We start from the raw sequence: 24,932 nt of genomic DNA, 5'->3' as shown, positions 1-24,932 counted from the left end.
TGGGGTGGGCGGGCGCTCGACGGAACAGGGCATGCTAGCATTCAAAATCACCGCTTCCGTTACCAGCCGGGTACCAAAATCGCCCGCGACGTCCGGCCTTCCCGGACCCTCCTTCCCGACCCATGTCCCCATCCTCTTCCGCCGCTCTGGCCATCACCATCGCCACCCGTGAAAGCCGCCTCGCCCTGTGGCAGGCCGAACACGTCAAGGCCTTGCTCGAAGGCCTGGGCCACCGCGTCACGCTGCTGGGCATGACCACCCTGGGCGACCAGATCCTGGACCGCAGCCTGTCCAAGGTGGGCGGCAAGGGCCTGTTCGTGAAGGAACTCGAGCTCGCGCTGGAAGACGGCCGCGCCGACATCGCCGTGCACTCGCTCAAGGACGTGCCGATGGAGCTGCCGCCCGGCTTCGCGCTGGCCTGCGTGATGGAGCGCGAAGACCCGCGCGACGCCTGGGTCTCGCCGCACTGCGCCGGGCTGGCCGACCTGCCGGCCAACGGCGTGGTGGGCACCTCCAGCCTGCGCCGCCTGGTGCTGCTGCGCGCGGCACTGGACCAGTTGGGCCGGGACGATGTGCGCATCGAACCCTTGCGCGGCAACCTCGACACGCGCCTGCGCAAGCTCGATGAAGGCCGGTACCACGCCATCGTGCTCGCCGCCGCCGGCCTCAAGCGCCTGGGGCTGGAGGCGCGCATCCGCCACATCTTCGACCCGACCGATTCCTTGCCGGCGGCCGGGCAGGGCGCCTTGGGCATCGAGGTGCGCGCCGACCGCGCCGACCTGATCGCCGCGCTGGCGCCGCTGGTGCACCAGCCCACCTGGCTGCGCGTGGCCGCCGAACGCACGGTCTCGCGCGCCATGGGTGGCAGCTGCTCCATGCCGCTGGCCGCCTACGCCGACTGGGGCCGCGAAGGCGCGCTGCGGCTCGACGCGGCCTGGGGCGACCCCCAGGGGCAGGCACCCCTGGTGCGCGTCGGCACCCAAGCGGCCGTGACCACACTGGACGAGGCCGAGGCGCTGGGCCAGCAGGTGGCCCAGGCGCTGCGCGCGGCCGGTGCCGCGCCACCGGTCGCGGAGACCTGAGGCCTTGGTGGACACCGCCGCCCACCCGCCTGGCACCCGGCGCCGGCTGGAACGGCTCATCGTCACGCGGCCGGCGCCCGAGGCCCAGGTCTGGGTGGATGCCCTGCGCGCCGAAGGCTGGCCCGCCCAGGCCCTGCCCCTGATTGAAATTGCGCCACCCGCCGCCGAGGCCGACCGGGCCACGCTGCACCACTGGCGCGCGCACTGGACGCAGGCCGATGCCATCCTGTTCGTGAGCGGCGCGGCGGTGAGCCATTTCTTCGAGGGCGGGGTCGCACCCGCCAGCCAGCCGCCGCACACCCGCTTCTGGGCCCCGGGACCGGGCACGGCGCGCCTGCTCGAGCAGGCCATCGCGCCGCTGGGCCTGGGTGCGGCCCACATCGATGCACCGCCTCCCGACGCCGCGCAGTTCGACTCCGAGCATTTGTGGCCGGTGGTCTCGTCCCAGGTCGGCCCGGGGCGGCAGGTGCTGATCGTGCGCGGCACCTCGGCCCAGGGAACCTCGGAGGCCGGGGTGGCCGGCACCGGCCGCGACTGGCTGATCCGCCAATGCACCGCCGCCGGTGCGCAGGTGCAGGGATGTGTGGCGTATGCGCGACGCGCGCCCGTGCTTTCAGCTACCGACCGCGCCGTGATCGATGCGGCGGCCACGGCGCGCAGCGTGTGGCTGTTCAGCAGTTCCGAAGCCCTGCTGCCGCTGCAGAACCTGCGGCCAGCCCCGGTGTGGGCGCCAGCGAGCGCGCTGGTCACGCACCCGCGCATCGCCGCTGCGGCCGCTCAGGCAGGGTTCGGCCAGATCTGTCAGACCCGTCCTGCATTGGTCGATGTGGTGCGCGCTCTAGAATCGGGCTGGACCCGACCATGAGCGCCGACACACCCGACCCCATTCCCCCCGTTGCCGCGCCGGCGCCCGCCGCCGTTGCGCCTCCCCCGGCGCCCGTGGCCGCTCCGCGGCGTTCAGGCCAGGTCTTTCAGTGGCTGGCCCTGCTGATCGCCGCGCTGGCGCTGGTGATGACGGGCCTGCTCTGGCAGAAGCTCGGCTTCACCCAGCAGGAGCTGGCCCGCCGCAGCCAGGACACCATCGCGCAGGCCGTGGAGGCGCGCACGCTGGCGGCCCAGGCCGAAGCCCTCACGCAGGAACTGCAGGCCCGCCTGGCCGTGGCCGAGGTGCGGCTGTCGGAAGTGACCCTGCAGCGCAGCCAGCTCGAAGAGCTCATGCTCTCGCTCTCCCGCTCGCGCGACGACAACCTGGTGCAGGACCTGGAATCCGCGCTGCGCCTGGCGCAGCAACAGGCCCAGCTCACCGGCACCGCCCAACCGCTCATCTCGGCCCTGCAGGCCGCCGACCAGCGCATCGCGCGCGCCGCGCAGCCGCGCCTGAACCCGGTGCAGCGCGCCATCGGCCGCGACATCCAGCGCATCCAGGGCGCGTCCCTGGCCGACATCCCCGCGCTCACGCTGCAGCTCGATGAGCTCGCGCGGCAGGTGGACGACTGGCCGCTGCTCAACCAGGTGGGCCAGCCGGTGGCCGCGCCGTTGAGCAAGGGCAAGGCCGGGCGAAAGGCCGCCCCCGAACCCGTGGCGGTGAAGGACGCCGCGCCCGAGACCGCTGCCGTGCCCGACGCGGCGACCGAACCGGACACCACCGGCTGGAGCCGCGTGTCGGGTTGGTGGAGCGGTATGTGGACGCGCATCTGGACCGATGTCACCCGCAACGGCCGCGAGTTGGTGCGCGTGAGCCGCATCGACCGGCCCGAAGCCGTGCTGCTCGCGCCCGACCAGGCCCTGTTCATGCGCGAGAACCTCAAGCTCAAGCTGCTCAATGCGCGCCTGGGCCTGCTGGCCCGTCACATGCAGGCCAGCCAGGCCGATCTGATGGCCGTGGAAGCCGCGCTCGCGCGTTACTTCGACACCAACTCGCCCCGCGTGACCACCGCCCAGGCCACGCTGGCGCGCCTGCGCAAGGACCTGGTGGACAGCGACCTGCCGCGGCCCGAAGAAACCCTGACGGCCCTGACCGCCGCGGCAGGGGGGCGCTGATGGCCGCCCGTTTTGGTGGTGCCATGCGCAGCGTGTTCTGGCTGCTCGGCCTCGCGGCGCTGGCCGTGGCGCTCGCGCTGCTGGTGGGGCACAACGAGGCCACGCTCACCCTGTTCTGGCCGCCCTACCGTTTCGATGTCTCCTTCAACTTCGTCGTCTTCTGCCTGATCGGCGGCTTCGTGCTGCTGTACGCCGCGCTGCGCGCGTTCTCGATGTTGCGCGACCTGCCCGCGCAGGCCCAGCGCTGGCGCAGCCAGCAGATCGAGCGCGCCGTGGTCGGGTCGGTGATGGACGCGCTGTCGCACCAGCTGGCGGGCCGCTTCGTGCGCGCGCAGTCGGCGGCCCAGCAGGCGGTGGACCAGCTCAAGGGCGTGCCGGCCGGGCAATGGCCCCGCCGCGACCAGCTTCAGCTGCTCGCCCACCTGCTGCTGGCCGAGAGCGCGCAATCGCTGCAGAACCGCGAGCGCCGCGACGAGAACCTGCAGGCCGCCCTCAGCCCGAAGCTGGCCGAAAAGCGCGCCGGAAGCCCACGAAGGTGCGCTGCTGCGCGCGGTGCGCTGGGCGGTGGAAGACCATGACGCCGACGCCGCGCGTGCGCGCCTGGCCGAGCTGCCGCAGGGCGCGAGCCGGCGCATCCAGGCGCTGCGCCTGAAGCTGCGCATCGCCCGCCTGGGCGGTGAAACCGGCGAGGCGCTGGAGACCGCGCGCGTGCTGGCCAAGCACCGCGCATTTTCGCCCGAGGCCTCCCGCAGCATCGTGCGTGGCCTGGCGCTCGATGCCCTGCGCGAAGCACACGACATGACGCAGCTGGACGCGTTTTGGAACGGCCTGGACGCCACCGAGCGCGCCATGCCCGAGGTGGCCCTGGCCGCCGCGCGCCGCGCCAACCAATTGACCGGCCCCGCCACCAGCGAGCAGGACCGCGAGCTGGTCCACGCCCGCGTGCGCGCCTGGCTCGAACCCCTGTGGCCCGAGTTCGGGACGCTGGACGTGGCGCAGCAGCGCCAGCTCGTGCTGGCGCTGGAACCCGGCCTGGGTGAGCTCGACGCCGCCGGGCTGGCCCGGCTGGAGCAGTTGCAGCGCCAATGGCCGCAGAACGGCTTCCTGCAGTACCTCGCGGGCCAGGCCTGCATGCGTCGCCAGCTCTGGGGCAAGGCCGCGCAGATGCTGAGCCAGTCCAGCCACAGCCTGGACGACCCCGCCCTGCTGCGCCGCACCTGGCGTGGCCTGGCGCAGCTGGCCGAAGAGCGGGGCGATGAAACGGCCGCGCAAGCTGCGTGGAAGCGGGCCGCGCTGCTGGACTGAGTCGAACCGAACCCAGGGGATGCGCCAGGGCATCCCCGAAGAAAAAGCCGATCGGAACCCGATCGGCTTTTTCTTCGGGGCCTGCCGCCACGCCGGAGGCGGGCGGCGGTGGCGAGGACTCAGGGGTTCTCGAACGGCAGCTTCATGTCGCGCAGGTCCTTGCGCGTTTCCACCAGCACCAGCGGACCTTCGTCCAGCACCACGGGCGGCTTGGGTTCGCGCGGCACATGGATGGGCTTGGGTTCGGCCGCGATGGCGGCCTGCACCTGGGCCACCTTCTCCGCGTTGGAGTTCACCCATTCCAGGCCACTGGCCTGCGCCACCTGGTCGAGGGATTCGACGGACAGCGTGAACGGCTGCACCTTGGGCAGGCCTCGGGGAGCCGGGCGCTTCGACCGCGCGCGGTGCGGCGGCGGCCACGGGGGCTGCTGCGCGCGGCGCGCGAGGTGCTTGCGGCACCACGGCGGGCGCGGGTGCCGCCACTTCGGCCGCAGGTGCGGCCACCGGGGCCGGCACCACCACTTCGGCAGGCGCCACAGCGACGGGTTCGGCCGCCGGCGCTTCGGTGGTTTCCGCGTTCACGGCAGGCGGCGTGGCGATGCTGAAGTAGCTGCGCACGGGGGCTTCGTAGGCCGAGGCATCGGGCGAGTCGTTCACCGCTTCGCTGCGCTCGGCAGGTGCCACGGTCTCGGCGGCGGCCGGAGCCTCTTCACCTTCGACCGCGCCTTCGCGGGGGCCGCGTTCGCGGCGGTCGCGGCCATAGCGGTCGCGGCTGCGGCGTTCGCGGTTGCCGCGCGGCGCGCCGTTCTCGGCGTCGCCCTCGCGCGGGGCTTGAGCTTCGCTCACGCCTTCGGCGACGGTGGCCGGCTGTTCACCTTCCACGGCGTCGGGACGGGGCGTTGCCTCGGCACCTTCGGCGCCCGGCTGGCGGCGGCGGTTGTCACCGCGGGGGCGGCGATCGCGGTCGCGCTCGCGGCGTTGCTGGCCTTCGGCCGCTTCGGGCGTGTCGCTCGGCGCGGCGTCCAGCGGCAGGGCGTTGTTGACGTTGCCGCCTTCGGCCGCCACAGGGGCTTCCCGGCGGCCACCTTCGCGGCGGTTGCCTTGGCGGCCTTCACCACCGCGCCCTTCGTTGCGGTTCTCGTTGCGGCCTTCGCCGCGGCCTTCACCGCGACGGCCTTCGCCACGCGCCTGTTCGCTGCGACCTTCCACGCGGCCGCCCTCGGCGCGCGCCTCGACCGCACGGCCTTCGCCACCGCGGCCACCGTTGCGGCCACCGCCTTCGCGGCCTTCGCGCGAACCACGGCCTTCGGCGCCACCACGGCCACTGCGGCTGCGGCCGTCACGGCCACCTTCGCGGCGACCGCCGTCGGCACGTTCTTCGCGGGCACCGCCCTTGGCGGCCGGTGCGGCCACGGCAGGCGTTGCCGCCGGCTTGGCCGGTGCGGGCTCGGCACCGAACAGGCTCTTGAGCCAACCGAAGAAACCCTTCTCGGCCGGTGCCGGCGCGGCCGGCACGGGCTTGGCGGCCACGGGCGCTGCCACCGGTGCGGCGGCGGGGGCCGGCGTTTCGGGGCGCGGTGCGGCCACGGGCGCGGGTCCGTCGGGCAGCACGCCCTTGATCACCGGTTCCTGCTTGTTGGTGCGTTCCTGGCTGCGGCGCGTGAAGCTGGCGACGTCGTCCACTTCATCGGCCAGCTTGTAGCTCGCGTCCAGGTTGTCCAGGCGCGGGTCGTCGTGCTTGAGGCGCTCGAGCTTGTAGTTGGGCGTGTCGAGCGACTTGTTGGGCACCAGCAGCACGCTGATGCGCTGCTTGAGTTCGATCTTGGTGATCTCGGTGCGCTTTTCGTTCAGCAGGAAACTCGCGACTTCGACCGGCACCTGCACCAGCACCGCGGCCGTGCTGTCCTTGAGCGACTCTTCCTGGATGATGCGCAGGATCTGCAGTGCCGAGCTCTCGGTGTCGCGGATGTGGCCGGAACCACCGCAACGCGGGCAGGGGGATGGAAGCGCCTTCGTTGAGCGCGGGCTTGAGGCGCTGGCGGCTCATTTCGAGCAGACCGAACTTGCTGATGGCGCCGAACTGCACGCGGGCGCGGTCCTGGCGCAGCGCGTCGCGCAGGCGGTTTTCCACTTCGCGGCGGTTCTTCGACTCTTCCATGTCGATGAAGTCGATCACCACCAGACCACCCAGGTCGCGCAGGCGCGCCTGGCGGGCCACTTCGTCGGCGGCTTCCAGGTTGGTGCGGGTCGCGGTTTCCTCGATGTCGCCGCCCTTGATGGCGCGGGCCGAGTTCACGTCCACCGCCACCAGCGCTTCGGTCTGGTCGATCACGATGGCGCCGCCAGAAGGCAGGTTCACCGTGCGGCTGTACGCGGTTTCGATCTGGTGCTCGATCTGGAAGCGCGAGAACAGCGGCGCGTCGTCGCGGTAGCGCTTCACGCGGTGCCCGTGCTCGGGCATCACATGGCTCATGAACTGGTGAGCCTGTTCGAAGATGTCGTCGGTGTCGATCAGGATCTCACCGATGTCGCTGTTGAAGTAGTCGCGGATCGCGCGGATCACCAGGCTCGATTCCTGGTAGATCAGGAAGGCGCCCTTGCCACCCTTGGTCGCGCCGTCGATGGCGTTCCAGAGCTTGAGCAGGTAGTTCAGGTCCCACTGCAGTTCGGCGGCGTCGCGGCCGATGCCGGCGGTGCGCGCGATGATGCTCATGCCGTTGGGGTATTCGAGCTGGTCCAGCGCCTGCTTGAGTTCCTGGCGGTCTTCGCCTTCGATGCGGCGGCTCACGCCCCCGCCGCGCGGGTTGTTCGGCATCAGCACCACGTAGCGGCCGGCCAGGCTCACGAAGGTGGTGAGGGCGGCGCCCTTGTTGCCGCGTTCTTCCTTTTCCACCTGGACCAGCAGTTCCTGGCCTTCGCGGATCACGTCGTTGATGCGGGCCTGGTTGACCGGCACCCCGGCGGCGAAATACTGGCGCGAGATTTCCTTGAAAGGCAGGAAGCCGTGGCGTTCTTCGCCGTAGTCGACGAAGCAGGCTTCGAGCGACGGCTCCACGCGGGTGACCACCGCTTTGTAGATGTTGCCCTTGCGCTGTTCGCGCCCTTCGATTTCGATTTCGTAGTCGAGCAATTTCTGCCCGTCCACGATCGCCAGGCGGCGCTCTTCGGCCTGCGTGGCGTTGATCAGCATGCGTTTCATGATGCGTTCCTTCGTTCAAATACAAGGACGCAGGGGCCACCGGCCCATGCGCCAACCTGCCGTGAACCAGCGGAAGCGCGAACGAGGGGAGGAATTGCCGGAGAGCCGTTGACCCGCGGTTCGGGGAAGGCGTTCAACACAGGCGGGCACCAGGGTGCCGCGTCGAACCGCCAGGTCAGGGCGTAGGCGCGTGGAGGTGGGTGAACAGGGAAGAAGGCTCGATGGCTGTCATTGACATGGATCTGGCCGGTGTCTCTCTGGCTTCACTTCGTCCTCATCCAGCCACGTGTTGCGGGCTGGGTGATTGGGGTATTCCGTATTCGGGTTCGTGTTCTTCAGCGGATTCGCCCGCGGCTTCGACCGGCCCGCCGCCGTGCCAGGATTCGCATGGGAATGCATCGGGCAACGGCGCCAGACCCGGGTGCTGCGGGTGGCAACCCACCCGCGGCGGACGCCTTGCCTTGCAAGCTGCGGTCCCTTGCCTTGGGTGACTGCCTTAAACTCAAGGTAAATCAATCACTTACGGCACACGACGGGTGTGACGCATTATAGTCAGCTCCCCGCCATTCGTGGTGGCCTTATTCACACCCATGCTCAGCAACCCGAATTCGGGGGAAATCCGACACATCACGGTTGACGAAGAGTCGGCGGGGCAGCGGTTGGACAACTTCCTCATCCGCATCCTCAAAGGGGTGCCCAAATCGCACATCTACCGCATCATCCGCTCGGGCGAGGTGCGCCGGAACAAGGGCCGGGTGTCGGCCGACGACCGCGTCGCCCTTGGCGATGTGTTGCGCATTCCGCCGATCCGGCTGTCCGAACGCGCCGAAGAGAAGGCGGCCCATCCGGCGCCGGCGCGCGAATTCCCGGTCGTGTTCGAGGACGAGGCCTTTCTGGCGATTGACAAGCCCGCCGGCGTGGCGGTGCATGGTGGCAGCGGCGTGAGTTTCGGCGTGATCGAACAAATGCGCCAGGCTCGGCCGCAGGCCCGATTGCTCGAATTGGTGCATCGCCTGGACCGGGAAACCAGCGGCCTGTTGCTGATTGCCAAGAAAAAGAGCGCGCTCAAGGCATTGCAGGACCAATTTCGCGAACGTGAAACCGGAAAAACCTATCTGGCGATGGTCAAAGGCGCCTGGCCCGCCCGCCTGAAGGTGCTGGACCAGCCTTTGCACAAATACCTATTACCTGATGGCGAACGCCGTGTGAGGGTGACGACAGCCGACGATCCGGACGGCATGCGCTCGGTCACGCTGGTGAAGGTGGCGCAGCGCGTGCCCGCACCACCAGGGCTGGAGGCGGTCGTTCCCGAAGGCTTCAGCCTGTTGGAGGTCACCATCAAGACCGGCCGCACCCATCAGATTCGCGTGCATTTGTCCAGCGCCGGCCATCCGATTGCGGGTGACGATAAATACGGCGATTTCGAACTCAATCGGCAATTGGCACGGATTGGTTTGAAACGCATGTTCCTGCATGCCTGGCGTTTGAGGTTGACACATCCTGTCACCAAATCCGCGTTGGAACTGCAGGCCGAATTGCCGCCGGAGCTATATAAATGGCGATCCCCCGGAATAGAATGATGGTCTGCGTCGTTGGCAGACATCCGGTTCCGGATGGATCAAACATTACCTAAAAAGGACGATTTCAATGGCAAGTTATTCCGAACTCATGGCGCAAGCCCAGAACCTGATGGCACAGGCCGAGCAGGCGCGCAAGGACGAGCTCTCCGCGGTCATCGCCGACATCAAGGCGAAGATGAAGCAATTCGGCATCACCACCGCCGATCTGGGCAGCACCTCGGCGACCAAGAAGACCGGCAAATCCAAATCGGCCGCACCGGCCAAGTACAAAGGCCCGAACGGTGAACTCTGGGCAGGTGGCCCGGGCCGCAAACCCGAATGGGTTCGCGCCGTGCTGGCATCGGGCAAGAGTCTGGACAGCTACCTGATCTGATCCATTCCCCTGCCTCCTTGCACACGGCCCGCCTCTGGCGGGCTTTGTCTTTGGTACCCTCGAAAGCATGTTTCGAATACTTGTCGTCTGCATGGGCAACATCTGCCGCTCGCCCATGGCGGCCAGCGTGCTGCACGCCGCCATCGCGCGCCGCCAGCTGGCGCAGCGGGTGGAGGTGGATTCCGCCGGCACCTACGCCGGCCATCAGGGGGAAAAGCCCGACCGCCGGGCGATCACCCTGGCGATGGCGCGCGGTTACCCGCAGATCGAGCGCGAGCGGGCCCGCCGCGTGCGCGATGAGGACTACCGGAACTTCGACCTGATCCTCGCCATGGACGCGGACAACCTGGAGAACCTGCGCTTCAAGTGCCCTCCCGAGCACCAGCACAAATTGCACCTGTTCCTGGAGTACGCGGGTGTGGAGGGCCGGCGCGAAGTGCCCGACCCTTACTACGGCAATGCCCAGGGCTTCGAGGTGGTGCTGGGCCTGTGCGAGCAGGGCAGCGAGGGCGTGCTCGCACGGGTGCTGAGCACGCTGGACTGAGGCGGCTTCAGGCCTGGTGGTACTCGCGGTACCAGCGCACGAAGCGTTCGATGCCGTCCTTCAGAGGCGTGGAGGGCGCGAAGCCCACCCAGCGGTGCAGGGCCTCGGTGCTGGCGTAGGTCGCCGGCACGTCGCCGTCCTGCATGGGCAGGAATTCCTTGATCGCCTCGCGCCCCAGCGCCTGTTCGATGCAGCCGATGAAGTCCATCAGCGGCACCGGGTCGTGGTTGCCGATGTTGAAGATGCGGTAGGGCGGTCCACCCGCGTTCTCGGGCATGGCCGGTTTGTCGAGCACGCGCAGCACGCCTTCGACGATGTCGTCGATGTAGGTGAAGTCGCGCTTCATCTTCCCGTGGTTGAAGACCTGGATCGGCCGGCCTTCGAGCACCGCGCGGGTGAAGCTGAAGTAGGCCATGTCGGGCCGGCCCCAGGGCCCGTACACCGTGAAGAAACGCAGGCCGGTGGTGGGCAGCCCATAGAGGTGGCTGTAGGTGTGGGCCATCAGCTCGTTGGCCTTCTTGGTGGCCGCGTACAGGCTCACCGGGTGGTCGACGGCGTCGGTTTCCTCGAACGGCATCTTGGTGTTGCCGCCATACACGCTGGAGCTGGACGCGTAGACCAGGTGGCCCGGCTTCTGCGCGCGGCAGCCTTCCAGGATGTGGCCGAAGCCGGTGAGGTTGCTGTCGAGGTAGGCGTTGGGGTGCGTGATCGAGTAGCGCACACCGGCCTGGGCCGCCAGGTGCACCACGGCGTCGAAGCGGTGGCTGGCGAACAGCCGGGCCATGGCCTCGCGGTCCGCCACATCGACCTGTTCGAAGGCGAAACCCGGGTGCTTCTGCAGCGGCTCCAGCCGGGCGCGCTTGAGCGCGACGGCGTAGTAGTCGTTGAGGTTGTCGATGCCGAGCACCGTGTCGCCGCGCGCCAGCAGGCGCTGGGCGGTGTGCATGCCGATGAAGCCGGCCGCGCCAGTCAGGAGGATGTGCATGGCGGTATGTTAGCCGCCAGCCTGCCTCAGTCTTTCTGCCAGATCACCCGTTTTCCGGACGTTTCCCACGTTTCGTAGTACCGCGCGTACAGGTCTTCGATGCGGTTGCGCTTGACCTTGAAGGTGGGCGTGATGATGTCGTTGTCCACCGTCCAGGCGGTGGTGACGACCACGATGCACTGCAGCTGCTCGTGCGGGTCCAGCGTGGCGTTGATGCCCTTGAGGTGGCTGGCCAGCGAGGTTTCGAGCTCGGTGCGCGCGGCGGCGTCGTTCGCCACGCGCGCGGCCGCGTCCGCGTTGAGCATCACGATGCCCAGGGGCTGGCCCAGGTTGGCGCCGGTCACCACGCAGGCTTCCACGGCCTCGTGCATCACCAGCTTGTCCTCGATCGGCGCGGGCGCCACGTACTTGCCCTTGCCGGTCTTGAACAGGTCTTTCACACGGCCGGTGATGCGCAGCAGGCCCTGCTTGTCGATCGTGCCCTTGTCGCCGGTCTTGAGCCAGCCGTCTTCGGTGAAGGCCTCGCGGCTCTTCTCGGGCTCCTTGTAGTAGCCCTGCATCAGCGCCTGGCTGCGCATCTGCACCTCGCCGGTCTCGGGGTCGAGGCGGTGCTGCACGCCGGCGTAGGTGGGGCCCACGGTGCCCTGCTGGTTCTTGCCCGGCTCGGTGATGTGCGAGAGCGCGAGGTTCTCGGTCATGCCGTAGCCCTCGTTGATGTTCAGGCCGAGCTGGCTGTACCACTGCAGCAGGGCCATGGGCATGGGCGCGGCGCCACCGGCGGCGAACTTGCACTGGTCCAGACCCAGGGCCTTCATCACCTTGCGGCGCACGATGCCACCCAGGATGGGGATGCGCAGGAGCCGGTTGAGCTTGGCCGGCGGCATCTTGGCGTGGATGCCCTGCTGGAACTTGACCCACAGGCGCGGCACCGAGAAGAAGATGGTGGGCCGCGCGCGCTGCAGGTCGGCGGCGAAGGTGTCGAGCGACTCGGCGAAGTACACGTGCATGCCGGTGCGCAGCCAGCCGTGTTCGACCAGCATGCGCTCGACCACATGGGCCAGCGGCAGGTAGGACAGCATGCGGTCTTCGCCCGAGAGCGGGATGCGCTTGACGCCGGAGTCGATGGCCCAGGCGAAGTTGCCGAAGCTGTGCATCACGCCCTTGGGCATGCCGGTGGTGCCCGAGGTGTAGATCAGGGTCGCGAGTTCGTCGGCGCCGCGCGTGGGCTCACCCTGCAGCGGCTGGTGGCGGCCGCAGATCGCGTCCCAGCCTTCGTAGGCCTGGATCGCGTCCAGCGGCGAGAGCGCGTAGCTGATGCAGGGCAGGCCGGCGGGCACGCCGGGCTTCATGCCTTCCCAGCCATCGAGCTTGCCGATGAAGCAGGCCTTGGCCTCGCTGTGGGTGAGGATCTGGCGCACCGTCTCGGCCGCGAGCGTGGGGTAGAGCGGCACCGACACGTGGCCGGCCATCCAGATGGCGAGGTCGCTCATCATCCACCAGGCGCAGTTCTTCGAGAGGATCGCGACCTTGGAGCCCGGCGCCCAGCCTTGCGATTGCAGGTGGGTGCGCATGCGCCGCACCTGGTCGCCGATCTCGGCCCAGGTGAATTCCTGCACCGCGCCCGCGCCCATGGGCTGTGTGAGCGCAACGCGCTTGGGATCGGTCTTTTCCCAGTGGTACAGGCGTTGCAGGGCGAGCAGCTCGGGCGCGACTTGGGTCATGTGACGTGTCTCCGTTGTGTGTGTGCGAAGGGGGAATCTACCAAGCCCTCCGCACGCTGTTTAGAGGGTTTCACCTGTTGGGGCGCCACCGGCGGATCCCGGCGGAGTCACAGCCCCAGCAATTGCGCGAGGTCCAATGGCTTTGTGCGCTCCGCCGGCACGACGTGGCTTTCGAGATGGTCCAGGTGCGCGCGCATCGCCTTGACTGCCCGCTCGGTGTCGCCCGCGATCACCGCCGCGATGATGTTCGCGTGCTCCTGGTCCGAGCAGGAGACGCTCTTGCCAGGGTCACCGTGCGCGAGAAAGATCAAGGGCGTGCGGGCCACCAGCTGCTGCAGGAATTCGGTGAGCACCGTGTTGCCGGCGCATTGCGCGAGTTGCACGTGAAAGTCGGTCGACAACTTGATGCCGGTGCGCATGTCACCCGCGCGGTAGGTGTCCCGTTCCTGTTTCATGAGCTCACGCAAGGTCCTGAGCTGGTCCGCGTCGATCGACTCGGCCAGCCGCTCGATCACGAAACCCTCGATCAGCCGCCGGGCCGCGAAGATCTGGCCGACTTCCTCCAGCGAAGGGCTGGCGCAGCGCTGGCGCCGTGCTGCGATCGAAGGGTGACCACCTTGGCGGTGGCGAGCCGTGCCAGCGTCTTTCGCACGACGCCACGCGTGACGCCGAAAGCCTGCGCCAGCGGTATCTCCTTGAGTTTGGTGCCGGGGGCGAGGCGTCGATCCAGGATGCCGTCGTACAGGGTTCTGTAAACGCGCTCCTCGGGCGACTCCTCCGGCTCGCGTGCCTTGTCCGCAGGCTTCGCCGCTTCGACGGCGGTCCGGGCCGACTTCTTGATGGGGGGTGTCGCCGGGCCACCGGTCGTGGTGTCTCCAGCGCTCGTCTTCCTCGTTGCCATGGTGTGTTCTCTGGTGAGGGCTGCTTGCACCCGTCAGGGTGGTGCCGGATTTTATGCGGCCAAAAAATGTTAACACTAGCGTTTTTACTATGTTGACATTAATTGTTGACAGTGAAAGACTTGCCGCCATCGAACGCCTGTCGTTTCAGCCACGAGGAATCCATGCCAAGCGAGAACCAGCCATCGTTGCCACCCGCGGCGCCGTCGCGCATCCACTTCGTGGTGAACGGCCAGCCCCACCGGTTGGACAACCCCGATCCCAACCGCACCTTGCTCAATCACCTGCGCGAGGCGCTCGCGCTCACCGGAACCAAGGAGGGGTGCGCCGAAGGCGATTGCGGCGCTTGCACCGTGGTCGTGAGCGAGCCGCATGGTCAGGGCGTGCGCCGCCGCGCGGTCAATGCCTGCATCCAGTTGCTGCCGACCTTGCACGGCAAGGAAGTCCTGACGGTGGAGGGGCTGGCGAAAACCGGGTGCCGATTTCCACCCGGTGCAGCAGGCCATGGTCGATGTCCACGCTTCGCAGTGCGGTTTCTGCACGCCGGGTTTCGTGATGTCGCTGCATGCGCTGCTGGCGTCGAGGCCCGATGCCAGCCGCGACGAGATCGAATGCGCGTTGGCGGGCAACCTCTGCCGGTGCACCGGTTACCGGCCCATCGTCGATGCGGCAAGAAAGGCCGGCCCGCAATGTGCGAAGGGGGGCGCGGCGTGTCTCACCCCGGTTTCATCGGTGGCGGATGCGGGTGAAAGCGTGGCGCTGGATGCCCATGGCCGGCAGTTCTGGGCACCGGTGGAACTGGACGATTTCGCCGCGCTTCGCATGGCCCACCCCGATGCGCGCATCCTCGCTGGCGGGACGGACCTTGGTCTGGTGCTGACCAAGAAGCGCCAGGACCTGCCGGCCTTGCTGTACGTCGGGCGGGTGGAGGCCTTGCGCCGCGTCGAGCGCAGCGCCAGCCACCTCGAGATCGGTGCGGCGGTGGCGTTGACGGATGCTTTCGAGCCCCTGGTCGAGCAGTACCCGGAGCTGGCCGAATGGGCGCGCCGATTTGCCTCGGTGCCGATCCGGAATGCGGGCACGCTGGGCGGCAACATCGGCAATGGTTCGCCCATTGGCGACTCGATGCCTGTGCTGATGGCGCTCGATGCCAGTCTGGTGCTGCGGCGCGGGCCGCACACCCGCGAGGTACCTCTGGACGCGTTCTACACCGGGTACCAGCGCAACGTGCTGGCCGCCGGCGAATTCATCGAGCGCATTCGCATCCCCCTGCGCGACCCGCGCCTGCAGGTTCGTGCCTACAAGATTTCGAAGCGCTTCGATCAGGACATTTCCGCGGTGTGCGGGGCGTTCTCTCTGGTGTGTGGTGATGACGGCACGGTGCAGCGCGTCCGGGTGGCCTTTGGCGGCATGGCCGCCACGCCGAGCCGCGCGCCCCGCTGCGAGGCGGCCCTGTTGCAGGGCCGCTGGGACGAGGCGGCGGTGCGCCAGGCCATCGCCGCGCTCGACCAAGACTTCGAGCCCATCGATGACATGCGCGCCAGCAAGTCCTACCGCCGGCTGGTGGCGCGCAACCTCCTGCGCAAATTCCATTTCGAAACCACGGGCGACACCCGGATCAGTGTGCTTGACGAGGAGGTGTTCGCATGAACCAGGATGCACGGCCCAACCCGCTCGGGGGTGTCGGCCAATCCATCGGGCATGACAGTGGTGCGCTGCATGTCACGGGCCGGGCCAACTACACGGACGATCTGCCCGAGCTGCGCGGCACGCTCTACGCGGCGGTGGGTCAGAGCACGCGGGCCCACGCCCGCATCCGCTCCATCGATCTCTCCGCGGTGCGCGCCGCGCCGGGTGTGGTGGCCGCCATGGTGGCCGAAGACATCCCCGGCACCAACGACTGCGGGCCGGTGGTGGCGGACGAACCCATCCTCGCGCAGGGCATCGTGCAATGCGTGGGGCAGGCGCTGTTCTCGGTGGCCGCCGAATCCATCGAGGCCGCGCGGCGGGCGCTGCGCCTGGCGGTGGTGGAGTACGAAGACCTGGAGCCGGTGTTCACCGTGCAGCAGGCGATGGCGAACCAGAGCTTCGTGCTGCCCACGCGCCATGTCGTGCGTGGCGATGCGCGCCAGGCCATCGAGCAGGCCCCCCATCGGCTGAGCAAGCGGTTCCGCATGGGCGGGCAGGAGCAGTTTTACCTCGAAGGCCATGTGGCTTACGCGGTACCGCGCGACGACGGGGGCATGCACGTCTACACCTCGACCCAGCACCCGACCGAGACGCAGCACCACGTCGCGCATGCGCTGGGCCTGGACGAAAAGGACGTGGTGGCCGAATGCCGCCGCATGGGGGGTGGCTTTGGCGGCAAGGAGAGCGGTTCCGTGCTGTTCGCTTGCAACGCCGCGCTGCTGGCCCAGAAGACAGGCCGGCCGGTGAAGCTCCGGGTGGACCGCGACGACGACATGGTGATGACCGGAAAACGCCACGACTTCGAGACCTGCTTCGACGTCGGTTTCGACGGCGATGGCCGCATCCTCGGCCTGGAGATGGACCTGGCAGGCCGCTGTGGTTATTCGGCCGATCTGTCGGCCGGCGTGAACGACCGCGCTGTGCTCAACAGCGACAACACGTATTTCCTGGAGCACGCTGGCCATCCACTCCTACCGCTGCAAGACCAACACCGTGTCGGCCACCGCGTTCCGGGGTTTCGGCGGGCCTCAAGGGGCGCTGGGCATCGAGCAGGTCATCGACGAGATCGCCTTTCACCTCGGCAAGGAGCCGCTGGACGTGCGGCGCGCCAACTTCTACGGCACCGGGTCGAGGAACGTCACGCACTACGGCCAGACGCTCCAGGACAACGTGATCGAGGATCTGGTCGCCACGCTGGAGAAGAGCGCCGACTACCGGGAGCGCAAGGCCCGCGTGCGTGCCTTCAATGCCACCCACGCCCACTTGCGAAAGGGCATCGCGCTGACGCCTTTGAAGTACGGCATCTCGTTCACCTCGCCGCACCTCAACCAGGCGGGCGCGCTGTTGCACGTCTACACCGACGGCAGCGTGATGCTCAACCACGGCGGCACCGAGATGGGGCAGGGCCTGTTCACCAAGGTCTCGCAGGTGGTGGCCGAGGAGCTGATGATCGATGTCGACCGCATCCGCATCACCTCCTCGGACACCAGCAAGGTGCCCAACACATCGGCCACGGCCGCTTCCTCGGGCAGCGACCTCAATGGCAAGGCCGCTCAGGCGGCCGCGCGGCAGATCCGCGAGCGGCTGATCGACTTCGCGGCGAAGCATTTCGGCGTGCCGCAGGAGCAGGTGCGGTTCGTGCGCAATGCGGTGCAGGTGGGGGAGCGCACGGTGGCGTTCACCGAACTGGTCAAGCTCGCGTACTTCCACCAGATCTCGCTGTCGGCCACCGGCTTTTACCGCACCCCCACGCTCGACTGGAACGGCTCGACGCTGAGCGGTACCCGGCCTTTCTACTATTTCGTCTATGGCGCGGCCGTGACGGAGGTGGTGATTGACACGCTGACCGGCGAGTGCCGCGTGCTGCGCGCCGACATCCTGCACGACGTGGGGCGGTCGCTCAACCCGGCGCTCGATCGGGGCCAGGTAGAAGGGGCGTTTGCCCAGGGCATGGGCTGGCTCACCATGGAAGAGCTTTGCTGGAATGCCCAAGGGCGTCTCACGACGCATGCGCCCTCGACCTACAAGATCCCGGTGGCCAGCGACATGCCTCGTGATTTCCGCGTCGCGCTCTACGAATCGGCCGGCAACGTGGAAGACTCGATCCACCGGTCCAAGGCGGTGGGCGAGCCTCCTCTGCTGCATGGCATCTCGGTGTTCCATGCGATCCGCGATGCGATCGCCAGCGTGGCCGGGCATCGCCTGTCGCCCCAGCTTGATGCGCCCGCCACCGCGGAGCGCATCCTGTTCAGCGTGCTCGACCTGCGGGAGCGCGCCGATGCGCTCCAGCCCCGGCTCGAAGAAGCGGTCCTGGCATGAACGGCACCTCCACCGTGGACAGCGGCTGGCTCCATGGCGCGGCGCGGTTGCGCGACAGCGGCACGCCCTTCGTGCTGGTCACGGTGGTCCAGACGCGAGGCTCGGTGCCGCGCGAGACCGGCACGCGCATGCTCGTCACCGCGCAGGGCACGGAGGGGACGATCGGTGGTGGGCACCTGGAGCACGAAGCCATCGCCATTGCGAGGAGGCACCTGCGGTTGGCTGTCACCGGGGCGCACTGGCAGGCCTTCGCGCTCGGCGCGCGCCTGGGGCAATGCTGCGGTGGCGCGGTCGAGTTGATGTTCGAACTCGAAGTCGGCGCCGCGCTGGACTGGATCGATGTGTTGCAGCAAGCCTTGCAGCGCGGCGAAGCGGCCGTGATCGCCAGTGTGGTCGATGGGGTCTCCCACACCCGACTGGTCCTGGCGCCCTCGTCGGGCGCCTGGCAACGCGGCGAGGCGGATGCCACCACGTGGCGCCTGGCGCGCGACCTGCTCACCACGCCGGCCTTGACGGCACCCGAAGGGCCGCCATCCCCGCGGAAGAACGGGCCGCGGCGCTTCGTGCAGCGCATCGAACCTCCCGGGCTGGACGTGTGGGTCCATGGCGCGGGCCACGTGGGCCGAGCGCTGGTCGCCGTGCTGGGCCTGCTGCCTTGCCGCGTGACCTGGGTGGACAGCCGGCCCGATGAATTTCCCAGCGAGGTGCCGCCCAACGTGCGCGTGCTGTGTTCGGACGACGGCGAGCACGAGGTGGATGAAGCGCCGCCAGGGGCTTGCCATCTGGTCATGACCCACAGCCACGCGCTTGACTTCGAGCTGAGTCTGCGCCTCCTGCGCCGGGCCGATTTCCGGTACTTCGGGCTCATCGGCTCGGCCACCAAGCGCCGCAGCTTCGAGCACCGCCTGGCCGATCGCGGCATCGACCGCGCCATGTTGTGCCGCATGCGGTGCCCGATCGGCATCGACGGTGTGAGTGGCAAGGAGCCCGGTGTGATCGCTGTCGCGGTCGCCGCTCAACTGCTGGGCCTGCGCGAGGAGATCGCGCGCGGCCCCGAACCGATGGGATGGCGGAACGCGGGCGCGGCAAGCGCGCGCATCGCCGAGACCCAGTGCTGACGGGTGACGCTCTCGCCCATGGAACTTCAACGACACCAAGGACCCATCATGAACCCATCCCGCAGATCGGCCGTTCTCTCGCTCGCATCCCTGGCGGCCGCGCCTGGACTTCTTCGCGCACAGGGCAAGGCGCCCCTGGAGGTCGCGTTCCTCTACGACAACCCCATCGGCGATGTGGGCTGGGTGCGGCAGCATGAAAACGGGCGCCTGGCGATCGAGCAGAAGCTCGGTGCGCAGGTGAAGACCAAGTACGTGCAGGTGCCCACGGGCGCCGACTCCGAGCGTGTGATGCGCACACTGGCGCAAAGCGGCACCAAGCTGATCTACGGCGTGTCCTTCGGCTACATGAACCCCATGGCCAAGGTGGCCGCCCAGTTCCCCGACACGGTCTTCATGAACGCGCAGGGTTTCATGACGAGCAAGAACATGGGCGTCTACTCGGCGCGCGTGTACGAAGGCTTCTACCTGAACGGCGTGGTGGCCGGGCACATGAGCAAGAGCGGCGTGGTGGGCTACATCGCCTCGCTGCCCGTGCCCGAGGTGGTGCTCGGCCTGACCGCTTTCATCCAGGGCATGCGCAGCGTGAACCCCAAAGGCACGGTGCGCATCGTCTGGCTCAACACCTGGTACGACCCGGGCCGCGAGCGCGAGGCGGCCAACGCCCTGCTGAGCGACGGGGCGGACATCCTGACCTCGGTGCTGTCTTCGCCCGTCGCCGTGCAGGTGGCCGAAGAGCGCGGCGTGGGTGCGGTGACCTGGCAGAGCGACATGTCCAAGTACGGGCCGAAGGCGCAACTCTCCTGTGCCTTGCTGGACTGGTCGAATCCCTATGTGGACATCACCAGGGCGGTGATCGACGGAAGCTGGAAGCCCGGCAATGCATGGCTGGGTGCGAAGGAGGGGGTGATCCGCATGGTGGCCTTGAACCCCTCGTTGCCGACCGACCTCAAGGCGCTGCTGGTGCGCAAGGAAGCGGAGATGAAGGCGGGCAGCTTCCATCCCTTCGTGGGGCCGATTCTTGACCAGGATGGCAAGGAACGCGTGGCCGCCGGCGTGGTGCCCAGCGACGACGAACTGCGCAAGATCGACTGGCTCGGTGCCGGCATCCAGGGCCGCCTGCCCACGCGGCGCTGACGCGACCGCCTCGCTGCCCCAAGGACACAAAGACCCATGACCCCACTCGAAACCATCGTCCGTGCCCGCGCGCCCCGTCTGGAGCTGCGCGGCCTGACCAAGGCCTATCCGGCCATCGTCGCCAACGACAAGGTGGATCTCACCGTCGAACCCGGTGAGATCCATGCCGTGCTCGGCGAGAACGGTGCTGGCAAGAGCACGCTCATGAAGTGCATCTACGGGGCGGTGAAACCGGACGCCGGCACCCTGTGGTGGAACGGCGAGGAGGTGCGGATCGCCCATCCGGCGCACGCCCGTTCGCTCGGCATCGGCATGGTGTTCCAGCACTTTTCGCTGTTCGAGACGCTGACCGTGACCGAAAACGCCGCGCTCGGTCTGCCCGGCCGGCCCGATCTGGTGGACCTGGCACGGCGCATTGAAGCGATCTCGCAGCGCTACGGGCTGGCGGTCGATCCCGGGCGCCATGTGCATTCGCTCTCGGTCGGGGAGCGCCAGCGGGTGGAGATCATCCGCTGTCTGCTGCAGAACCCGCAGCTGCTCATCATGGACGAGCCCACGTCGGTGCTCACGCCGCAGGCGGTGGACAAGCTGTTCGAGACGCTGCGGCAGCTGGCCGAGGGCGGCTGCAGCATCCTCTACATCAGCCACAAGCTGCACGAGATCCGGGCGCTGTGCCATGGCGCGACCGTGCTGCGGGCCGGCCGCGTGGTGGGGCGGTGCGACCCCCGCCGCGAAACCGAGGTCACGATGGCGCGCCTCATGGTGGGCGAGGACGTCAGCCCGTGCCAGCCTGGCACCCGGTCGGCGGTGCGCGGCGCCCCCGTGCTGGTGGTGGACCAGCTCAGCCAGCCCGCAGACGACCCCTTCGGCACCGACCTCAGCGACGTTGGCCTGACGGTCCACGCCGGAGAAATCCTGGGCATTGCCGGCGTCTCGGGCAACGGGCAGCAGGAGTTGCTTCGCCTGCTCTCGGGCGAAGCCCTGTGCCGGCGCGCCGACGCGATCCGCATCCTGGACACGCCGGCCGGGCACCTGCCACCGGCCGAGCGCCGCCGCGCCGGCCTCGGTTTCGTGCCGGAGGAGCGGCTGGGGCGGGGCGCCGTGCCCGCCATGTCGCTGACCGAAAACGCCTTGTTGACCGCCCATGCCAAGGGCTTCGTCCGGAACGGTCTGGTGGACACCCCTGCGATCACGGCGTTCGCGCGGCGCTGCATCGTGGACTTCAACGTCAAGTGCGGCGGTGGACAGGCCCCGGCGGAGAGCCTGTCGGGCGGCAACCTGCAGAAGTTCATCGTGGGCCGCGAAATCCTGCTGTCGCCCCGCCTGCTGGTGGTGGCGCAGCCCACCTGGGGGGTGGACGTGCAGGCCTGCGCCTTCATCCGGCGTTCGCTGATCGCGCTGCGCGACGCCGGTGTGGGCGTGCTGGTGATCTCGGACGATCTCGACGAGCTGTTCGAGATCTGCGACACGCTGTGCGTGATGGCCGGGGGCCGGCTTTCGCCCGTCCGTGCGCGCGACGGGACCGACGTGGAAGAGGTGGGTTTGTGGATGAGCGGGCTGTGGCCCGGCGCCGAGGCCCCCGCCGCCTTGAACACCTCATGGGAGGAGCAACGCCATGCGGCTTAAGCTCGAATCGCGCGCGGCACCATCGGCGGTGATGCGCTATGGCTCTCCGCTGGTGGCGCTGGCGCTGACGGCGGTCATCGGCAGCCTGATGTTCCTGTACCTCGGGCACAGCCCGCTGGCGGCGTTCCAGGCCTTGTTCGTAACACCCGTCAGCAGCCTGGGCGGCCTGGGTGAGCTGGCGCTCAAGGCGTCGCCGCTCATGCTGATCGCCACCGGCCTCACCGTGGGCTTTCGCGCCAACATCTGGAACATCGGCGCCGAAGGCCAATTGGTGATGGGCGCCATCGCGGGTGGGGGGCTGGCGGTTCTTTTCCATGGCGCTCAGGGTGTGTGGCTGCTGCCGGCCATGATGCTGGCCGGCGCCGTGGGCGGGGCGCTCTGGGCCGCCATCCCGGCCGTGTTGCGCACCCGCTTCAACGCCAACGAGATCCTGACCAGCCTCATGCTGACCTACGTGGCGCAACTCGTGCTGAGCTTCCTGGTCTATGGCCCGTGGCGCGACCCCGACGGCTTCAACTTCCCGCAGACCATCATGTTCGGCCAGAGCGCGCTGTTTCCCATCCTGATCGAGGGCACGCGTTTCAACGCCAGCCTCTTCGTCGCGCTGGCGGTGGTGGGCCTGGTGTGGGTCTTCATGAGCCGCAGCATCCTGGGCTATCAGATGCGCGTGGCGGGCCTGTCGGGTGCCGCGGCCCTGTTCGCGGGCATCGATGCGAAGCGCACCGTGTGGGTGGGCATGCTGGCCGGCGGCGTGGCGGCCGGCCTGGCGGGCGTTGGCGAGGTGGCGGGGCCGATCGGGCAGCTGCTGCCCGTGGTCTCGCCCGGTTACGGTTTCGCCGCGATCATCGTGGCCTTCGTCGGCCGGCTGCACCCGGTGGGCATCGTGCTGGCCAGCCTGCTCATGGCCCTGCTGTATCTGGGTGGAGAAGCCGCGCAGATGAGCCTGGGGTTGCCCGCCGCCATCACCGGTCTGTTCCAGGGCATGCTGTTGTTCATCCTGCTGGGAACGGATGTGTTCATCAACTACCGCCTGCGTGTGGTCCGTCCGGTCCTGCCGGCGCCTCGGCCGGCGGGTGAAGGAGTCCCTGCATGATCGACTTGCTGTTGCCCGTGGTGGTCGCCACCATCGGTGCGGGAACCGCCATCGCCTTCGCGGCCCTGGGGGAGCTCGTGACCGAAAAATCGGGTGTGCTCAACCTCGGTGTCGAAGGCATGATGCTGGTGGGCGCCATCGCGGCCTTCGCGGCGGCTTCGTCCAGCGGCAACCTGTGGATCGGCGTCGTGGCCGGTGTGCTCGCCGGCATGGTGCTGTCCCTGTTGTTTGCCTTTCTCACCCTCACGCTGATGGCCGACCAGGTGGCCTGCGGCTTGGCGTTGTCCATTTTCGGCGTCGGCCTGAGCGCTTACGCGGGCCTGAGCTACGTCAACATCGTCCTGCCCACCCAGCCGGTCTGGGCGCTGCCCGGCCTGGCGGCGCTGCCGGTGATCGGCCCCTTGTTCTTCCAGCACCAGCCGCTGGTGTACCTGTCGTGGATGTTGTTCGCTGCCGTGTGGTGGTTTCTCTACCGCAGCCGTGCCGGGCTGAAGCTGCGATCGGTGGGCGAATCGCCTTCGTCCGCGCATGCCCTGGGCCTGCCGGTGAACCGGGTGCGTTATCTCGCCACCCTGTTCGGTGGTGCCATGGCCGGCCTGGGGGGTGCTTTTCTCGCCGTCATGTACACGCCCATGTGGGTCGAGGGCATGACCGCGGGGCGGGGCTGGATCGCCCTGTCGCTGGTGGTGTTCGCCACCTGGCGGCCGGGCCGCATCCTGCTGGGAGCCTACCTGTTCGGCGGCATCACGGTGGCGCAGCTGTTCGCCCAGAGCCGTGGCGTGGCGATACCGTCTCAACTGCTGTCCATGCTGCCCTACCTGGCCACCGTGGTGGTGCTGGTGGTCATCTCCAGCAATGCGCTGCGCATCCGCCTCAACACGCCCGCTTCGCTGGGCCTGTCCTTCCGTCCCGCGTCATGAACCCAAACACGAATCCCTCTGAAGCCGACATCGAGTTGCTGCGCCAGGCGATCGCCTTGTCGGCGCAATCGCGTGCGCGCGGGCGCCACCCGTTCGCGGCCCTGGTGGCCGATGCCCAGGGGCGGGTCGTCTCCAGCGCGGGCAACAATTCCATGCCACCCGAAGGCGATCCGACCCAGCACGCCGAGCTGGCCGCCGCCGCCCTGGCCGCGCGGCAACTGATGCCGCAGGAACTGGCGCAATGCACGCTCTACACCAGCGCCGAGCCCTGCTGCATGTGCGCCGGCGCGGTCTATTGGACCGGCATCGGCCGGGTGGTGTACGCGCTGTCCGAGCACGCCTTGCTGGGGCTGACCGGTGACCACCCCGAGAACCCCACTTTCTCGCTGCCTTGCCGCGAGGTGTTCGCGCGCGGCCAGCGCGCCATCGAGGTGATCGGCCCCTTGCTGGAAGAAGAGGCAGCTGCACCGCATGCCGGCTTCTGGGACGCGCCGTCCTAAGCGGTGAAATCCACCGTGAGGGAGGGCAGGGGAGGTGTGAAGCGCGCCGACCAGCGCTCGCCGGGCCGCACCGCCCAGGCGTCGGTCCAGGTGCCGGTGGTGACCACGTCGCCGGGCCGCAGATCGGGCGCGCCGGGGCAGGCACGCAGGGTGTCGATGAAGTGCTTGAGCGCGCGCAAGGGGCTGTCGAGCACGTTGCTGCCCTGGCCCAGTTCGACCGGTTCTTCGTTCTTGAGCAGCGTGACACCGGCGTTGGCCAGCAGCGCATCGAGTTCGTCGGCGTTCCTCGCGAGCCCGCTCAAGGCCACGCGCCGGCCCACGAGCAAATGCGCGTGCAGTGCGCCGTCGGCCACGGTGTCGACCGGCAGGAACTTCCAGTCGGGCAGGTGCGACTGCACGATCTCGAAGCCCGGAGCGATCCAGTCGAGGGCGTCGAACAGATCGTCCAGTGTGGCGTTCGCCGCGGGCGTGGCCTTCAGGCCGAACACGGTCTCGGGCTCCAGGCGAGGCTGGCAGCTGCGCTCGAGCGACACACGGCCTTCGCCCTCGCAGAACGTCAGCGTGGTGTCCCACACCGTGCCCCAGATCGGCGCGAACACGTTGTAGCGTGCCCAGATCGTGCGGTTGGTGAAGCCCACCTTGTAGCCGCGCGGCTGCTCGCCGCGCGCCAGGCGCAGGTCGCGCACCGCCAGGGCCTGTGCGTAGGCGGCGTCCAGATCGAAGCCGGCTTGCGCGCTGAGCGGGGCGGGCCAGAGGCGGCCCTGGTCCAGGTGGTCGAGCAGGGTCTGCGGGTTCATGGGCCCAT

General features: G+C 68.6%; 18 protein-coding genes and 4 pseudogenes. 16 read left to right on the top strand and 6 right to left on the bottom strand.

The window, feature by feature from the left end:
* Nucleotides 1-122: 122 nt before the first annotated feature.
* The 4 genes and pseudogenes from hemC to ACFJGX_RS24500 all read left to right on the top strand — a co-directional run bounded on the left by hemC (nt 123) and on the right by ACFJGX_RS24500 (nt 4,427).
* Nucleotides 123-1,082, top strand: a complete 960-nt coding sequence (gene hemC / locus ACFJGX_RS24515; protein ID WP_382323501.1) for a hydroxymethylbilane synthase — start codon at nt 123-125, stop codon at nt 1,080-1,082.
* 7 nt (nt 1,083-1,089) lie between these two features.
* Nucleotides 1,090-1,947, top strand: a complete 858-nt coding sequence (locus ACFJGX_RS24510) for a uroporphyrinogen-III synthase (RefSeq protein WP_382325494.1) — start codon at nt 1,090-1,092, stop codon at nt 1,945-1,947.
* On the top strand, nt 1,944-3,122 hold the full coding sequence (locus ACFJGX_RS24505; protein WP_382323502.1) for a uroporphyrinogen-III C-methyltransferase: 1,179 nt from the start codon (nt 1,944-1,946) through the stop codon (nt 3,120-3,122). The genes ACFJGX_RS24510 and ACFJGX_RS24505 overlap by 4 nt, the downstream gene beginning before the upstream one ends.
* A gap of 23 nt (nt 3,123-3,145) precedes the next feature.
* Nucleotides 3,146-4,427: pseudogene (locus ACFJGX_RS24500) on the top strand (heme biosynthesis HemY N-terminal domain-containing protein).
* A gap of 119 nt (nt 4,428-4,546) precedes the next feature.
* Here the strand turns inward: ACFJGX_RS24500 and ACFJGX_RS24495 are convergent.
* Nucleotides 4,547-7,626 (bottom strand): annotated as a pseudogene (locus tag ACFJGX_RS24495) (Rne/Rng family ribonuclease).
* Nucleotides 7,627-8,216: 590 nt separating this feature from the next.
* On the opposite strand from ACFJGX_RS24495, the gene ACFJGX_RS24490 reads away from it, so the two are divergent.
* The 3 genes from ACFJGX_RS24490 to ACFJGX_RS24480 all read left to right on the top strand — a co-directional run bounded on the left by ACFJGX_RS24490 (nt 8,217) and on the right by ACFJGX_RS24480 (nt 10,123).
* Nucleotides 8,217-9,206 carry an RluA family pseudouridine synthase gene (locus ACFJGX_RS24490; RefSeq protein ID WP_382323504.1) on the top strand — a complete coding sequence of 330 codons (990 nt, stop codon included), beginning with the start codon at nt 8,217-8,219 and terminating at the stop codon, nt 9,204-9,206.
* Between the two features lie 67 nt (nt 9,207-9,273).
* On the top strand, nt 9,274-9,579 hold the full coding sequence (locus ACFJGX_RS24485; protein WP_382160701.1) for an H-NS family nucleoid-associated regulatory protein: 306 nt from the start codon (nt 9,274-9,276) through the stop codon (nt 9,577-9,579).
* 67 nt (nt 9,580-9,646) lie between these two features.
* Complete coding sequence (locus ACFJGX_RS24480; RefSeq protein ID WP_291115547.1) at nt 9,647-10,123, top strand: low molecular weight protein-tyrosine-phosphatase; 477 nt, start codon at nt 9,647-9,649, stop codon at nt 10,121-10,123.
* Between the two features lie 7 nt (nt 10,124-10,130).
* Here the strand turns inward: ACFJGX_RS24480 and ACFJGX_RS24475 are convergent, their stop codons facing one another.
* The 4 genes from ACFJGX_RS24475 to ACFJGX_RS24460 all read right to left on the bottom strand — a co-directional run bounded on the left by ACFJGX_RS24475 (nt 10,131) and on the right by ACFJGX_RS24460 (nt 13,730).
* Complete coding sequence (locus ACFJGX_RS24475) at nt 10,131-11,108, bottom strand: NAD-dependent epimerase (RefSeq protein WP_382323505.1); 978 nt, start codon at nt 11,106-11,108, stop codon at nt 10,131-10,133.
* 26 nt (nt 11,109-11,134) lie between these two features.
* Nucleotides 11,135-12,829 carry an AMP-binding protein gene (locus tag ACFJGX_RS24470; protein ID WP_382323506.1) on the bottom strand — a complete coding sequence of 565 codons (1,695 nt, stop codon included), beginning with the start codon at nt 12,827-12,829 and terminating at the stop codon, nt 11,135-11,137.
* Nucleotides 12,830-12,936: 107 nt separating this feature from the next.
* Entirely contained in the window at nt 12,937-13,344 is a 408-nt protein-coding gene (locus ACFJGX_RS24465; protein WP_382327239.1) for a GntR family transcriptional regulator, read from the bottom strand.
* Nucleotides 13,345-13,355: 11 nt separating this feature from the next.
* Nucleotides 13,356-13,730 (bottom strand): GntR family transcriptional regulator, encoded by a 375-nt coding sequence (locus tag ACFJGX_RS24460; RefSeq protein WP_382327237.1) that lies wholly within the window; start codon nt 13,728-13,730, stop codon nt 13,356-13,358.
* Between the two features lie 162 nt (nt 13,731-13,892).
* Between ACFJGX_RS24460 and ACFJGX_RS24455 the strand changes: the two are divergent.
* The 9 genes and pseudogenes from ACFJGX_RS24455 to ACFJGX_RS24415 all read left to right on the top strand — a co-directional run.
* Nucleotides 13,893-14,042: pseudogene (locus ACFJGX_RS24455) on the top strand (hypothetical protein); the annotation flags it as partial.
* A 190-nt stretch (nt 14,043-14,232) separates the two neighbouring features.
* Complete coding sequence (gene xdhA, locus ACFJGX_RS24450; protein ID WP_382323509.1) at nt 14,233-15,378, top strand: xanthine dehydrogenase small subunit; 1,146 nt, start codon at nt 14,233-14,235, stop codon at nt 15,376-15,378.
* A pseudogene (gene xdhB, locus ACFJGX_RS24445) lies at nt 15,375-17,736 on the top strand (xanthine dehydrogenase molybdopterin binding subunit). The gene xdhA and the pseudogene xdhB overlap by 4 nt, the downstream one beginning before the upstream one ends.
* Nucleotides 17,733-18,854, top strand: coding sequence for a xanthine dehydrogenase accessory protein XdhC (gene xdhC / locus ACFJGX_RS24440; RefSeq protein ID WP_382323511.1), 1,122 nt, complete (start codon nt 17,733-17,735; stop codon nt 18,852-18,854). The pseudogene xdhB and the gene xdhC overlap by 4 nt, the downstream one beginning before the upstream one ends.
* A gap of 48 nt (nt 18,855-18,902) precedes the next feature.
* On the top strand, nt 18,903-19,988 hold the full coding sequence (locus tag ACFJGX_RS24435) for a BMP family ABC transporter substrate-binding protein (RefSeq protein ID WP_382327235.1): 1,086 nt from the start codon (nt 18,903-18,905) through the stop codon (nt 19,986-19,988).
* A 36-nt stretch (nt 19,989-20,024) separates the two neighbouring features.
* Nucleotides 20,025-21,614 (top strand): ABC transporter ATP-binding protein, encoded by a 1,590-nt coding sequence (locus tag ACFJGX_RS24430; protein WP_382323513.1) that lies wholly within the window; start codon nt 20,025-20,027, stop codon nt 21,612-21,614.
* Nucleotides 21,604-22,707 (top strand): ABC transporter permease, encoded by a 1,104-nt coding sequence (locus ACFJGX_RS24425; RefSeq protein WP_382323514.1) that lies wholly within the window; start codon nt 21,604-21,606, stop codon nt 22,705-22,707. Before ACFJGX_RS24430 ends, ACFJGX_RS24425 begins: the two co-directional genes overlap by 11 nt.
* On the top strand, nt 22,707-23,627 hold the full coding sequence (locus ACFJGX_RS24420; RefSeq protein WP_382328799.1) for an ABC transporter permease: 921 nt from the start codon (nt 22,707-22,709) through the stop codon (nt 23,625-23,627). The genes ACFJGX_RS24425 and ACFJGX_RS24420 overlap by 1 nt, the downstream gene beginning before the upstream one ends.
* The gene (locus ACFJGX_RS24415) at nt 23,624-24,127 is read left to right on the top strand and encodes a deaminase (protein ID WP_382323515.1); all 504 of its coding nucleotides are present in this window, start codon (nt 23,624-23,626) and stop codon (nt 24,125-24,127) included. Before ACFJGX_RS24420 ends, ACFJGX_RS24415 begins: the two co-directional genes overlap by 4 nt.
* On the opposite strand, the gene ACFJGX_RS24410 is transcribed toward ACFJGX_RS24415, so the two are convergent.
* Entirely contained in the window at nt 24,124-24,924 is an 801-nt protein-coding gene (locus ACFJGX_RS24410; RefSeq protein ID WP_382323516.1) for a 2-keto-4-pentenoate hydratase, read from the bottom strand. The genes ACFJGX_RS24415 and ACFJGX_RS24410 overlap by 4 nt on opposite strands.
* Nucleotides 24,925-24,932: the final 8 nt, after the last annotated feature.

It is taken from the genome of Hydrogenophaga sp. UC242_50 (assembly GCF_042697355.1).
Taxonomy (GTDB): domain Bacteria; phylum Pseudomonadota; class Gammaproteobacteria; order Burkholderiales; family Burkholderiaceae_C; genus Hydrogenophaga.
The sequence above is the reverse complement of the archived record's forward strand: the minus strand, read 5'-3'. Positions and strand labels throughout refer to the sequence as shown.

What these genes read in the sequence shown, in the direction of transcription:
- hemC (WP_382323501.1), top strand. Translation starts at nt 123, where the DNA reads ATGTCCCCATCCTCTTCCGCCGCTCTGGCCATCACCATCGCCACCCGT.
- ACFJGX_RS24505 (WP_382323502.1), top strand. Translation starts at nt 1,944, where the DNA reads ATGAGCGCCGACACACCCGACCCCATTCCCCCCGTTGCCGCGCCGGCG.
- ACFJGX_RS24490 (WP_382323504.1), top strand. Translation starts at nt 8,217, where the DNA reads ATGCTCAGCAACCCGAATTCGGGGGAAATCCGACACATCACGGTTGAC.
- ACFJGX_RS24485 (WP_382160701.1), top strand. Translation starts at nt 9,274, where the DNA reads ATGGCAAGTTATTCCGAACTCATGGCGCAAGCCCAGAACCTGATGGCA.
- ACFJGX_RS24480 (WP_291115547.1), top strand. Translation starts at nt 9,647, where the DNA reads ATGTTTCGAATACTTGTCGTCTGCATGGGCAACATCTGCCGCTCGCCC.
- ACFJGX_RS24475 (WP_382323505.1), bottom strand. Translation starts at nt 11,108, where the DNA reads ATGCACATCCTCCTGACTGGCGCGGCCGGCTTCATCGGCATGCACACC.
- ACFJGX_RS24470 (WP_382323506.1), bottom strand. Translation starts at nt 12,829, where the DNA reads ATGACCCAAGTCGCGCCCGAGCTGCTCGCCCTGCAACGCCTGTACCAC.
- ACFJGX_RS24460 (WP_382327237.1), bottom strand. Translation starts at nt 13,730, where the DNA reads ATGGCAACGAGGAAGACGAGCGCTGGAGACACCACGACCGGTGGCCCG.
- xdhA (WP_382323509.1), top strand. Translation starts at nt 14,233, where the DNA reads ATGGTCGATGTCCACGCTTCGCAGTGCGGTTTCTGCACGCCGGGTTTC.
- xdhC (WP_382323511.1), top strand. Translation starts at nt 17,733, where the DNA reads ATGAACGGCACCTCCACCGTGGACAGCGGCTGGCTCCATGGCGCGGCG.
- ACFJGX_RS24435 (WP_382327235.1), top strand. Translation starts at nt 18,903, where the DNA reads ATGAACCCATCCCGCAGATCGGCCGTTCTCTCGCTCGCATCCCTGGCG.
- ACFJGX_RS24430 (WP_382323513.1), top strand. Translation starts at nt 20,025, where the DNA reads ATGACCCCACTCGAAACCATCGTCCGTGCCCGCGCGCCCCGTCTGGAG.
- ACFJGX_RS24425 (WP_382323514.1), top strand. Translation starts at nt 21,604, where the DNA reads ATGCGGCTTAAGCTCGAATCGCGCGCGGCACCATCGGCGGTGATGCGC.
- ACFJGX_RS24415 (WP_382323515.1), top strand. Translation starts at nt 23,624, where the DNA reads ATGAACCCAAACACGAATCCCTCTGAAGCCGACATCGAGTTGCTGCGC.
- ACFJGX_RS24410 (WP_382323516.1), bottom strand. Translation starts at nt 24,924, where the DNA reads ATGAACCCGCAGACCCTGCTCGACCACCTGGACCAGGGCCGCCTCTGG.